The 12,667-nt window shown below is 68.8% G+C and carries 10 protein-coding genes; 2 read left to right on the forward strand and 8 right to left on the reverse strand.

Annotation, left to right across the window (positions count from 1 at the left end; genetic code table 11):
- Positions 1–423 precede the first annotated feature (423 nt).
- Complete coding sequence (locus B5G02_RS09740; protein WP_094336073.1) at positions 424–1,539, forward strand: hypothetical protein; 1,116 nt, start codon at positions 424–426, stop codon at positions 1,537–1,539.
- 77 nt (positions 1,540–1,616) lie between these two features.
- Here B5G02_RS09740 and B5G02_RS09745 read toward each other — a convergent pair whose 3' ends face one another.
- From B5G02_RS09745 to B5G02_RS09755, 3 genes are all read right to left on the reverse strand, one after another.
- Positions 1,617–2,435, reverse strand: coding sequence for a class I SAM-dependent methyltransferase (locus tag B5G02_RS09745; RefSeq protein WP_019239799.1), 819 nt, complete (start codon positions 2,433–2,435; stop codon positions 1,617–1,619).
- Between the two features lie 81 nt (positions 2,436–2,516).
- A complete protein-coding gene (locus B5G02_RS09750; RefSeq protein ID WP_019239800.1) occupies positions 2,517–3,182 on the reverse strand; it encodes a pentapeptide repeat-containing protein in 666 nt (221 codons plus the stop codon).
- A 138-nt stretch (positions 3,183–3,320) separates the two neighbouring features.
- On the reverse strand, positions 3,321–4,331 hold the full coding sequence (locus tag B5G02_RS09755; RefSeq protein WP_019239801.1) for a VanZ family protein: 1,011 nt from the start codon (positions 4,329–4,331) through the stop codon (positions 3,321–3,323).
- 200 nt (positions 4,332–4,531) lie between these two features.
- On the opposite strand from B5G02_RS09755, the gene B5G02_RS09760 reads away from it, so the two are divergent.
- Positions 4,532–5,002, forward strand: a complete 471-nt coding sequence (locus B5G02_RS09760; RefSeq protein ID WP_019239802.1) for a YbaK/EbsC family protein — start codon at positions 4,532–4,534, stop codon at positions 5,000–5,002.
- Between the two features lie 63 nt (positions 5,003–5,065).
- Here the strand turns inward: B5G02_RS09760 and B5G02_RS09765 are convergent, their stop codons facing one another.
- The 5 genes from B5G02_RS09765 to ilvD form a co-directional block, all read right to left on the reverse strand.
- Complete coding sequence (locus B5G02_RS09765; protein ID WP_019239803.1) at positions 5,066–6,238, reverse strand: MFS transporter; 1,173 nt, start codon at positions 6,236–6,238, stop codon at positions 5,066–5,068.
- Positions 6,239–6,628: 390 nt separating this feature from the next.
- A complete protein-coding gene (gene ilvC / locus B5G02_RS09770) occupies positions 6,629–7,627 on the reverse strand; it encodes a ketol-acid reductoisomerase (RefSeq protein WP_019239804.1) in 999 nt (332 codons plus the stop codon).
- Between the two features lie 177 nt (positions 7,628–7,804).
- Positions 7,805–8,281: an acetolactate synthase small subunit gene (gene ilvN, locus B5G02_RS09775; RefSeq protein ID WP_019239805.1), complete on the reverse strand. Its 477-nt coding sequence runs from the start codon at positions 8,279–8,281 to the stop codon at positions 7,805–7,807.
- Between the two features lies 1 nt (position 8,282).
- Entirely contained in the window at positions 8,283–10,448 is a 2,166-nt protein-coding gene (ilvB, locus tag B5G02_RS09780; RefSeq protein ID WP_241146229.1) for a biosynthetic-type acetolactate synthase large subunit, read from the reverse strand.
- The gene (ilvD, locus tag B5G02_RS09785; RefSeq protein WP_094336074.1) at positions 10,445–12,109 is read right to left on the reverse strand and encodes a dihydroxy-acid dehydratase; all 1,665 of its coding nucleotides are present in this window, start codon (positions 12,107–12,109) and stop codon (positions 10,445–10,447) included. Before ilvD ends, ilvB begins: the two co-directional genes overlap by 4 nt.
- Positions 12,110–12,667 lie beyond the last annotated feature (558 nt).

Consider the following 12,667-nt stretch of genomic DNA (forward strand, 5'->3'; position numbering starts at 1 on the left):
GTGGTACGCGACCGGGCGCCTCAAGGCCTTCCGCGAGGGCGGGCGGACGGTGTACGATACGATCGCCGGGCGCAGGGGGCGCCTCGGCTACGCGACGTAGGCGGTCCAAGGTGGCCGCCGCACTCCCTTTCGCGCATTTTGGGAATCGCTCCGCGGAAAATCCGGCCGAGCGCCCGCTGTCATCCCCGGGAGCAACCGTTTCGGCGCGCGTTTCACGGGGACGCGCAGGCGCGAGCGGGGCACGGCGTGGGGGCGGGCACGTAAACCAATGGCAACACGCTCGCAACATAGCCGGTTCTCGCGCTCGGCGGCGCAGCGGCTTCTCTATGCTGGATGAAAACCATCATGCACGTAGCGCGCCGTGACCGTCGATGTCCGCCCGCAAGCTCGGGGAGCGCGGCGCGTGAACCGAAGGAGCCGCCCATGTTCGCGATGCCCGTTTACCGAACACCGGATTTCTCGCAGGAGCCGTTCGCCAGCGCCCCCGACGCGACGCTCGCCGAGGTGGAGGCGGACGGCATCGCGCCCGAGGGGTTTCACAGCACGTCCGTGTTCCCCGAATACGTGAAGGTCGGGGGCACCTGGCTCCTCCCCCGCCACAGCCGTATGGACGCAAGCATCGTGGTCGCGCGGAACGAGGCGGGCGAGCGCATGCTGCGCGTGGTCGAGAACCGCAACCTGCGCGCGGGCGACCTCGTGGTCCTCGGGCGCACCGAGGACGCCGAGGAGGGCATCTACGTGCACGCGGACTGCTTCGACGACCCCTGCGCGGAGCAGGCGGACAGGTCCGACAAGTTCGCGTTCCGCCAGGCGCGCAGCCGCGAGACCTCGTTCGCCCGCGACTACGACCGCCTCTACGAGCGGCTGCGCCACGACCGCGACCACGGCAAGATCGTATGGGTGATGGGACCGGCGTTCGCCTTCGACGCCGACGCGCGCCGCGCCATGCAGCGCATCATCGAGGCCGGCTTCGTCGACGGCATCATGGCGGGAAACGCGCTCGCCACGCACGACCTCGAGGCCGCCACGCTCCACACGGCGCTCGGCCAGGACATCTACACGCAGCAGACGCAGCGCAACGGGCACTATAACCATCTCGAGGTGATCAACCGCGTGCGACGCGCCGGGTCAATCGAGGCGTTCGTGCGCACGGAGGGCATCGAGGACGGCATCGTCGCCGGCTGCGTCCGCCAGGGCGTGCCGCTCGTGCTCGCGGGGTCGATCCGCGACGACGGGCCGCTGCCGGGCGTGATCGGCGACGCGTACGAGGCGCAGGCCGCCATGCGCGCCATGGTCTCCGACGCCACGACGGTCATCTGCATGGCCACCATGCTGCACACCATCGCCACCGGCAACATGACGCCGTCGTATACCTTCGACGAACAGGGAGCCATCCGGCCGGTGTTCTTCTACACGGTCGACGTCTCGGAATTCGTGACCAACAAGCTACTCGACCGCGGGAGCGTCTCGGCCACCTCGTTCATCGCCAACGTGCAGAACTTCATCGTCATCGTGGCGAAGGGCTTGGGGCTCATGTAGCGGCGGGCGCAGGGCGGCACGCGGGCAGCGGGCGGCACGCGGCGGGTGCGGGGCGGGCACGCGGGCGGAGGGCGCGCCTAGCGCGCGAGGACGTCGTAGCGCACCGACTTGCCAGCGATCGAATAGCTCGGCTTGATGCCCGCGAGGTGCGGCCCTTTGACCGGGCGCTTGATGACCACCTTGCGCGGGCACGCGGCGAGCGCGGCGGCCACGAGCGCGTCCTCGTCGTCGCACGGGCGCTCCAGGCGGTGGATGAGCTGGAACTTCTTCTTCACCGCCGCGCTCTTGCGCCGCTCAGGGAACATCGGATCGAGGTAGACCACGTCGGGCGCGGGCGCGAGGCCGGGCAGCGCCGCAATGCTGTCCTCGCCGGCGACACGCATGCGACCGGCTGCGGCGCGCAGCTCGGGCTCGGGCGCGACGGCGGCGCGGCGCAGGCTGTCGCGCAACAGCTCGGCGATGACGGGATCGCTTTCGAAGAGCAGCACGGAGAAGCCCGCGGCCGCGAGCAGCAGCGCGTCCTCGCCGAGCCCCGCGGTCGCGTCCACGGCGAGCGGGAGGCGGGCGTCCGGGGACGCGTCCGCCGGGCGCTTGACCTTCGCGGCGCGCACGAGCAGCTCACGGTTCAGCCGCCCGGGCTTGAGCCGGGGCGCCATGGCGGAAAGGTCGGGGCGCAGCAGCATGCCGTCGCCAAGCAGACAGGTTCCCAACGCATCGAAGCGGACGGTAATGTCGAAGGACGCGGGGACGGCGGGCGCATCGAGGTCGGCGTCCGCAGGCAGCAGCGGCGCCTGCGCGCACTGCGCAAGCCGCTCCGCCGCCTGCTCGTCACCGCCCGGCACGAGCACGATGGCGAGCTGGCCGCCCCGCTCCCCTGTCCTATCCCGTTCGCTCATCTGCGCCCCTTTCTTCCAGCAGTATACCGGGAGCGGCGGGCGCACTACCAACGAGGGGCGCCGGGCCGTGCGCCCGCCCGGTCATTCGTCGCTCACGCGCACGCCCAGAAGCGTCACGAGCTCGGCCGCCTGCGTGGGACTCACCGTGCAGCCGCGCAGCTCGTGGAAGGTGCTCGACACCACGATGCCCGAGATGTCGCAGGTAGAGAGGTCGATGCCTTCGAGCGACGTGCCGAACATGTCGGCGCGCGAAAGGTCGCAGCCGTCGAGGAGCACGTGCTTGAGCCGCGCGCGGTGCCAGGCGCTCTCGGCGAGCGCGGTCTTGCGCGCCGCGAGCACACTCGCCGCCGCCTCCGAGAAATCCGCGTACCGCAGCTGGCTCTCGTCGAAGCACACGCTGGTCAGGCGGCCTTTTTGGAAGCTCAGACCCGGCGCGGAGCAGCCCTCGAAGTCGCAGCGGTTCAGCCAGCTGCGCTCCATCGTGCACGCGATGAAGCGGCACCCCACGAAGCGCACGTCCGCCAGCGAGCAATTCGAGAAGTCGACGCCCTCGAACTGGCACGAACGGAAGATGACCTGGTCGAACGTCGCCCCATTCGCGCGAACGTCGGCGAGCTCCAGGCCCTCGAACGCCGTCATCGATATGGTCGCGTCGCCCTCGCCCAGGAGCCGGAGCAGCTCATCGCGCGTGACATGCTGCCCGATATGCTCTTTTACCTGGGAGAACCCATACCGCTTCGCCGCCATATGCGCTCCTTGCCGCCCGCGCCGCCCTGTCCGGGGACATTGTACGCCGGCGCGGGGACACGGGGCGCGCGACGGCCGCACTTGCTCGGAAGCCGCCCGACCGCCAGCGGCTCTCGCCCGCCCCCGTCGGCAGCCGCATCACACGAAATCGTAGGGCATGCGGCGCGCCACCAGGTAGAACAGGGCGAGCACCATCCAGGCGAAGGGGAAGAACAGGAACGCGCCGCCCATAACGACGAGCCGCGCCGCGTAGAAGACGAGCCGCCGCGCGCCCGTGCGCCCGCGCGTCTCGCAGCTCATGCGCACGAAGCCCCCGCCCGGCGTCGAGCCGTCGTGGAGCCACGGCAAGATGCCCTCCACCAGCACGAACGCGGCGATGTGGAGGTAGAGCGCCAGCGGCGTCCCCGTGAGCAGGCCATCCAGCCAGCCGAAGCCGGGCACGTAACGCCCCACGAGCGCCAGCACACCCACCGTCGTCGAGCCCACGAGCCCGACGAGCAGCATATCGAGCCAGAACGCCACGCAGCGGCGGATGAACCCGGGCTCGTGCGTCACCTCGCCCTCCTGGGCGAGCGCGCCCGGCTGCAGCACGCGCGCGAGCAGCGCCGCGCACCACCAGCCGATCGCCGCGCCGGACGCGTTGTAGATGAGGTCGTCCACGTCCGCGGTGCGGTATGCGTACGGGTAGATGCCGAAGAGCCCCGTGCCCTGCGCCGCCTCGATGACAAACGAGGCCAGGAGCCCCACGACGACGGTCTTCGCGAAGCCCCAGCGGAAGAGCCGTCCCCCGATGAACCCCAGCGGCACGAAGAAGACCACGTTGAACGCGATCTGCGGGATGACGGAGAAGCCCTCGCGCATGAAGTCGCCGATGGGCGCGAGCGGGTTCAGCTGCCACGGGATGCCGTACGTGATGCCCGGGCCGGCGTCTCCGCTCGGCAGCGGGTAGAGCGTGAAGCAGCCGAGGCCGAGCACGTAGAGCACGGTGAGGTAGGTGGACGCGACCGAGACGAAGCGCAGCCGGCCGTCGCGGTGGTAGAGGTACGCGAGGATGGGCAGGGTGAACGCCGCGGACGCGAACGGCCACATCACGAGCGCGAGCAGGAAGTTGTCGCTGTACCCTCCCAGGAAGCGTTCGATGAGCCTCATGCGGCGCCTTTCGTCCTCGCCCGATTGCCTACCATGGACATTCTCGGCCGCCGCCGCGCCCCGTGCCATCGATTTCGCTTACGCCTGGATTACGGTTTTGAAAGGTTCCGCGCCCCGCATGTAAAATCACCCCAGGGGTTTTTCTACATGTAACAATACCCCTGGGGTGATTTTACATAGACCGGTAACGGAGGGGCAGCATGGCAATCGATAGGGTCAAGGCGTTCTTCGCGGAGCGCGGCATGGAGGGGCGCGTGCTCGAATTCGATACCTCGAGCGCCACGGTCGAGCTCGCGGCGCAGGCCGTGGGGTGCGAGCCGGCGCGCATCGCCAAGACGCTCTCGTTCCACGTGGGCGACCGCGTGGCGCTCGTGGTGGCAGCCGGCGACGCGCGCATCGACAACCCCAAGTTCAAGGCGCAGTTCCACACCAAGGCGAAGATGCTCAAGGCCGAGGAGGCCGAGCAGCTCATCGGCCATGCCGTCGGCGGCGTGTGCCCCTTCGCCGTGAACGACGGCTGCGACGTCTACCTGGACGCAACGCTTCGCCGCTTCGAGACGGTCTTCCCCGCCTGCGGCAGCTCGAACAGCGCCATCGAGCTCACCCCCGCCGAGCTGGAAGATCTGTGCCAGCCCTGCACCTGGGTGGACGTCTGCAAGCTCCCCGCCTAGCGTCGCGCTGATAACAGGCGCCGGGCGCCAACGCATGATAAAAAGGTGACTGACACCAAATTATCACCGGGCGCGGCGCGCGAGCCCGAGCAGGCACACGGCCGAGCCCACGGCAGCGAGCACGCCGCCCACGAGCCCGATGGCCGCGAGCGAGAGCGTCGTGCTCACCACGCCGCCCAAGAACGACCCCGTGCCGATGCCCAGGTTGAAGATCCCGGAGTAGAGCGCGATCGCCACGGACGCCTCGTCCGCACGCGCCGCGCGGATGATCTCGGCCTGGAACGCGATGCCGAACGCCGTGTTGCAGGCACCCCACACCGCGAGCACGCCGAACGTCCCCGGGACGAGCGTCGCCGCCGGGGCGAGCAGCAGAAGCGCGGCCGAAAGCCCCGCGAGCGCGGCGCCCAGGAACGGGAGCCGATGCGCGTCGTAGGAACGCGAGAACAAAAAGCTCCCCGCGAGCCCCGCCGCGCCGAAGACCGTGAGCGCCATGGTGGCGGTGCCGGCGTCAAGCCCCGCGACCTGCGCCAGGAACGGGTCGATGTAGCTATACGCGGTGTAATAGCCCGTCGCCACGAGCAGCGTGCTCACGTAGATCGCCACGAGCACGCGGTTGCGGAAGAGCCCGGGCAGCTGCCGCATGGTGAAGCGCTCGCCCGCTGGAATCGTGGGCATGACGACGGCGGTGTACAGCACGAGCACCGCGCCCACCACGCCTACGCAGGCGAAGGTCATGCGCCAGCCCACCGCGAGCCCGATCGCGCGGCCCAGGGGCAGGCCGAACACCATGGCCACCGACGTCCCCGTCGCGACCATGCTGAGCGCCAGCGAGCCGTGCTCGGGCGCGACCACGCGCGTCGCCATAACCGAGGCGATCGACCAGAAGATCGCGTGCGCGCAGGCCACGAGCAGGCGCGCGGCCACGAGCAGCGCGAACGTGGGCGCGACAGCGCAGGCGACCTGACCCGCGGTGAAGAGCACGAGCACCCCGAGCAGGAGGCGCTTGAACTCGAACCGCGAGGCGAACACCATGAGCGGCAGCGAGAGCGCCATGACCGCCCATGCGTAGATCGAGGTCATCATGCCGGTCTGCGCCTCGGTGAGGCCGAAGCTGCCGGAGATGCTGCTCAATAAGCCGATAGGCATGAATTCCGAGGTATTGAACACGAACGCGGAGCAGGTGAGCCCCGCGAGCGCGAGCCACTGGCGCGCCGTCATGGCCGTGCGTTCGCCCATGTTTACTACCTTCCGCCTCTGGACCCGGACCCGGGTGCGTTGCAAACGGTTGGGGATTATAGCAAAGCGGCGCCGCGCGGGCGGGAGGAGCGCGCGACGCGCCGCCGGCGCACCGAACGGAAACAGTTCGAGCGCCGATACTGTGTGGGATTCCGGATTCCCTGAGTAGAGCCGGGTCGGGGCTCAGGAAAAGCGCTGGTCGGAGCAGTCCATGGCATGGGTGTACTCGCCGGGTTCGAATTCCCACACAGTATCGGCGCTCGAACCTTCCGCGGGCAGCCCGAATGCACCCGACACGTGCACGTCAGCCCCCGAACACCGCGCACAAAACGGGCGCGCCCGACCGCACCGCCGAACGCGCCCCGCAAAGAGCTATCTCATCTACCCTGGTTAGTCCTTCTTGATCCAGCTGAACATGGAACGGATCTTCTCGCCCGTCTTCTCGATGGGATGCTCGTTGATCTTCTCGCGCTGCTCGAGCAGCCACTTGTGGCCGTTGTTGCAATCGTCGACGAACTCCTGCGCGAACGAGCCGTCCTGGATGCGCGCCAGGAGCTGCTTCATGGCCGCGCGGCTCTCCTCGTTGATGACCTTGGGGCCGGCGTAGTACTCGCCGTACTCGGCCGTGTTCGAGATGGAGTAGTTCATGAAGTGGATGCCGCTCTCGTACATGAGGTCCACGATCATCTTCATCTCGTGATAGACCTCGAAGTACGCGAGCTCCGGCGGGTACCCGGCCTCGGTGAGCGTCTCGAAGCCGGCCTTCACGAGTTCGACGAGGCCGCCGCAGAGCACGGCCTGCTCGCCGAAGAGGTCCTCCTCGGTCTCCTCCTTGAACGTCGCCTTGATGACGCCCGAGCGCGCGCCGCCCACGCCCCAGCAGTACGCGAGCGCGATGTCCCACGCGTTGCCCGTGGCGTCCTGCTCCACGCAGGCCAGGCACGGCACGCCGGAACCCTCGGTGAACTGGCGCCGCACGATGTGGCCGGGGCCCTTCGGCGCGCACATGATGACATTCACGTCCTCGGGCGGCACGATGTAGCCGTAGTGGATGTTGAAGCCGTGCGCGAAGGCGAGCGTGTTGCCGGGCTTGAGGTGCGCCTTGATGTGCTCCTCGTAGACCTTGGGCTGGGTCTCGTCGGGCACGAGCATCATGATGAGGTCGGCTTCCTCGGCCGCGGTGTCCATGTCGCACACCTTGAGGCCCGCCTCCTCGGCCTTGGCCCAACTCTTCGAGCCCTCGCGCAGGCCCACGCGCACGTCGCAACCGGAATCGAGCAGGTTGAGCGCATGCGCGTGTCCCTGGCTGCCGTAGCCGATGATGGCGATCTTCATGTTCTGGATCACCTGCGGGTCGCAATCTGCCTCGTAATAGATCGTCACAGCCATGTCGTTCTCCTTAGGTTTCGTGGCTGACAGTACCTGATGCATCGGTGGGGCATGTAAAATTACCCCAGTGACTTTTTTACATGTCCCCCTGCGTGGGCATTGGATTCGATGCGGGCGCCGGGCGATGTAAAAAAGTCGCTGGGGTAAATTTACATGCCGGCCCCGGCGCCCGCGCTGCTAGCTGCTTCGCGACATCGCGATCTTGCCCGTTCGCGTGATCTGGCGCAGGCCGTAGCCGCGGAACAGGTCCTCCATCGCGTCGAGCTTGCTCGCCGTGCCGGTCGCCTCGACGGTGAGCGTGTTCTTGCCCACGTCGACGATCTTGGCGCGGAAGATGTTCGCGATCTCGATGATCTCGTGCCGGCGGTCGGCCGGGGCGCTCACCTTGAACAGCACGAGCTCGCGCTCGATGGCGTCCTCGTGCGTCATGTCGGAGATCTTGTACACCGAGACGAGCTTGTGCAGCTGCTTGGTAATCTGCTCGTAGGCGATTTCGTCCGCCTCGACGATGATGGTCATGCGGCTCATGGTCACGTCCTCGGTGGGCGCGACGGTGAGCGAGTCGATGTTGAACCCGCGGCGGCTGATCATGCCGGTCACGCGGCTGAGCACGCCGGGTTTGTTCTCGACGAGCACCGAGAGGATGTACTGCATCTCACTCGCCTCCCTTCACATCGTCCGCAGCTGATGCAGGAGCGTCCGACGCCAGCGCATCGCCGGCGAAGGGCGTGCCCACGCGCAGCGACGGGTCGCGCTCGTCGAGCGGCAGCGGCTCGGCCACCGTGCCCGCCATCTCGCCCGCCGGGCTCATGCCCTTCTCCGTCACGCGCACGCCGCCGAGCGTGAGGTCGATGGCGCCGATGATGTCGTCGATGGCCGCGCCGGGCGCCACCATGGGGTAGACCGTCTGCGCCGTGGGGATCACCACGTCGAGCAGGTAGGGCGTGTCCGCGGCGAGCATGCGGTCGAGCGCGCCCGGGATCTGGCCCGGGTGCGTGATGCGCTCCGCCTGCCAGCCGTAGGCCTCGGCGAGCTTCACGAAATCGGGGTTCGCCGTGAACTCCGTGCAGCTGTAGCGCTCGTGGTAGAACAGGCGCTGCCACTGGTGCACCATGCCGAGCGCGTTGTTGTCGATGACGAGTACCTTCACCGCGACGCCGTTGCCGATGGCCGTCGCCATCTCCTGGATGTTCATCTGCAGGCTGCCGTCGCCCGCGATACACACCACCTGCGCGTCCGGCCGGCCGATCTTCGCACCGATCGCCGCCGGGAAGCCGAAGCCCATGGTTCCCAGGCCACCGGAGGAAAGAAACGTCCGCGACTCCTCGCGATGCACGTGCTGGTGAGCCCACATCTGGTGCTGGCCCACTTCGGTCGTCACGACGCTCGCATGCGGGTCGAGCTTGTTCGAAAGCGCCTCGAGCACCTGCTCCGGGGCGATGCGATCGGGGTAATCGGCGAAATCCTCGGTATAGAACGGCCAGCGCTCGCGCCACGCGAACACGGTCTTCACCCAATCAGCGTCCTGTGGCGTCGCCTCCGCGCGGTCGAGCCGCTCGTTGATGGCAGCCACGATCACCTGCGCGTCGCCCACGATGGGCACGCGGGGGTTCCGCACCTTGCCGATCTCGGCCGGGTCGATGTCGATGTGGATGACCGTCGCATGCGGGGCGAATTCCGAGAGCTTGCCCGTCACGCGGTCCGAGAAGCGCGCGCCCACGGCGATGAGCAGGTCGCACTCGGTCACGGCCATGTTGGCGTACTTGGAGCCGTGCATGCCCACGGGACCTAAGTTGAGCGGGTTCGAGCACGGCACGGCCGCCTTGCCCAGCAGCGTGGTGACCACGGGAATCTGCATCTTCTCCGCGAGCCCCACGACCTCGTCGCACGCGTGGCTGCTCACCACGCCGCCGCCCGCCATGAGGAGCGGGCGCTTGGCCTGGCGGATGAACTCGACCGCCTGCTTCACCTGCTTCGCGTTGCCGCGATACGTAGGCCGATAGCTGGGGATGTTCACGGAATCGGGGTAATGGAAGACCATCTGCGCGCCGGCGAGGTCGCTGGGGATGTCGATGAGCACGGGGCCGGGGCGCCCGGTCGAAGCGATGTAGAACGCCTCGCGGAACGTGCGCGTAAGGTCGTCCGTGGACTGCAGCAGGAAGCTGTGCTTCACCACGGGCATGGTGATGCCCACGATATCCGCTTCCTGGAAGGCGTCCGTGCCGATGACCCCGCGCGTGACCTGGCCGGTGATAACCACGAGCGGCACGGAGTCCATGTACGCCGTCGCGATGCCCGTCACGGTGTTCGTGGCGCCGGGACCGCTCGTGACGAGTGCCACGCCCACGCGGCCGGTCGCGCGCGCATAGCCGTCGGCCTCGTGCACGGCGCCCTGCTCGTGGCGGGCGAGGATGTGGTGGATCTTCGTGGAGTCGTAGAGCGCGTCGTAGATCTTGATGGCCTGGCCGCCGGGGTAGCCGAAGAGCACGTCCACGCCCTCGGCCTCGAGCGAGGCGATGACCGCCTGCGCGCCGGTCATGGCCTCGCCCTCGTGCTCGGTGCCGCTGCCCGCGCCGAAGGGCCGGCCGCTCATGGCGCGCTCCTTCATGGCGAGGCGGCTCGCGCGCGACACGTCGGCCGCGGGGGCGGAGGACTCGGCGCTCGTGCACATATGCTGGCGGATGTCGTCGGGCATGTCCGGCGTGCGCGGGCTGCCGGCGAGGTGCGGGGCGGCGGCGCGGGCTGCGGGCTGGGCGGCTGGCGCGGCTGGCGCGTGCGGGGCCTCCGCCGCGGCCGGGGTATTCGGCTTCATGTCCGTCATGAGAGATACGCCCCCTTATCTGCGCTGGTCACGAGCTTCGCGTAGCGGCTGAGCACGCCCGTGGTGTACTTCGGCGCAGGCGGCTGCCACGCGGCGCGGCGGCGCGCGAGCTCCTCCTCGGGAACGCGCAGGTCGAGCGTGCCCGCGTTGATGTCGATGTCGATGATGTCGCCCTCCTGCACGAGCGCGATGGGGCCGCCGGCCGCTGCCTCGGGCGAGACGTGGCCGATGCAGGGGCCCTTGCTCGCGCCGGAGAAACGGCCGTCGGTGATGAGCGCCACGGAGCTCGCGAGCCCCATGCCGCAGATGGCAGAGGTGGGCGCGAGCATCTCGCGCATGCCGGGGCCGCCGGCCGGGCCCTCGTAGCGGATGACCACCACGTCGCCGGGCTTGATGGCGCCGCCGAAGATGGCCTCGCAGGCCGCCTCCTCGCTGTCGAACACGCGCGCGGGGCCGGAGTGCACGTACATGGCGGGGTCGCAGGCGCTGCGCTTCACCACGCCGCAATCGGGCGCGAGCGTGCCGCGCATGACCTTGAGGCCGCCCTGCGCGCTGTAGGCGTTCTCCACCTCGCGCACGATCTCGCCGTCCGCGGGCGGGCAGGCGGCGACCCAGTCCGCCATGGTGCCGTGGCAGGTGAGCGCGCGCTCGTCGAGCAGGCCCGCGCGACCGAGCACGCCGATGATGGCGGGGATGCCGCCCACGGCGTTCAGGTCCTCGATGTGCAGGGGGCCGGCCGGCGCGATGCGCACGATGTTCGGCGTGCGCGCGGAGACCTCGTCCCAATCCTGCATGGTGACGGGGCAGCCCGCCGCCTGCGCGATGGCGGTGAGGTGGAGCATGGTGTTCGTGGAGCCGCCGAAGGCCATGTCGAGCACCATGCCGTTGTGGATGGAGCGCTCGTTCAGGATGTCGAGCGCCGTCGTGCCCTGCTCGATGAGCTTCATGACCTGCATGCCGGTGCGCTTGGCCAGGCGGATGCGCTCAGAGTAGACCGCGGGCACCGTGCCGTTGCCGGGAAGCGCGAGGCCGAGCGCCTCGGCCAGACAGCAGATGGAGTTCGCCGTGAACATGCCCGAGCAGCTGCCGCAGGTGGGGCACGCCGTGTTCTCGAGCCACGCGCACTCCTCCGGCGTCATGGTGCCGGCCGTGACCTGGCCGACGGCGTCGAAGAGCGTGTTCAGGTCCGTCTGGCAGCCATGCTTGTCATGGCCGGCGAGCATGGGGCCGCCGGAGACGAGCATGGTGGGGATGTTCAGGCGGGCGGCCGCGATGAGCATGCCCGGCACGATCTTGTCGCAGCTGGGGATGAGCACCATGGCGTCGAACTGGTGCCCCTGGATGGCGCACTCGACGGAGTCCGCGATGACCTCGCGGCTCACCAGGCTGTAGTGCATGCCCTCGTGGTTCATGGCGATGCCGTCGCACACGCCGATGGTGTTGATCTGGAGCGGGGTGCCGCCGGCCATGCGGATGCCGGCCTTCACGGCGTCGGCGATCTGCTGGAGGTGCAGGTGGCCGGGGATGACCTCGTTTTGCGCGGAGACGACGGCGACGAGCGGGCGCTCGAGCTCCTCGTCGGTGAGACCGTCCGCCTTGAGCAGGCTCCGGTGCGGGGCGCGCGCCAGCCCCTTCTTCACGGCATCGCTACGCAGCTGCATGGGCTCCCTCGCTTTCCCGCGCAGGCGCTCAGGCCGGCGCGCTCGGTGATACCGATACCAGGAAATGCGAGGTCAGAGCGGATGGCTCGTCCTCGATGCCCGTGACGGGGGCTCCGGCGCGGCGTACTTGCGCGAGCCGGGCGTCGGGGGTCTCCCGCGCGGGCGCGCGCGTTCAGCCGAGCTGCTCGAGGGTGTGTTCCCGACCGTCCGCCGCGGGTTCTCACGCTCCCCCGCTCGCTGTGGGACGGCAGGCCGGTACTCGCCCTGTCATCGCATTTGCTGAGTTACAGAAGTATGCCGCGCGCACATCGCTGGACAGGGAAGTGAGACGGCTTCGAAACGCGCTCGTAACAGCGCTGCGCGCGAGCGGTCGGTTTCGCACGGCGAACGGTCGATGCAAGTCATTGTGAGTCATTGGGGACGGGTTCGTTTGTGAACCGCCCCCCGTTTCTTGGACACGGAAATGGAGGTCCGAGAGATGGGGGGCATTCTCATGTCCATCGACCTACGGTACGGGCACGGGCGCGCGGCGAGGTCGCTCGCCGCGGACCTGTTCGC

This window comes from [Collinsella] massiliensis, assembly GCF_002161605.1.
Taxonomy (GTDB): Bacteria; Actinomycetota; Coriobacteriia; order Coriobacteriales; family Coriobacteriaceae; genus Enorma.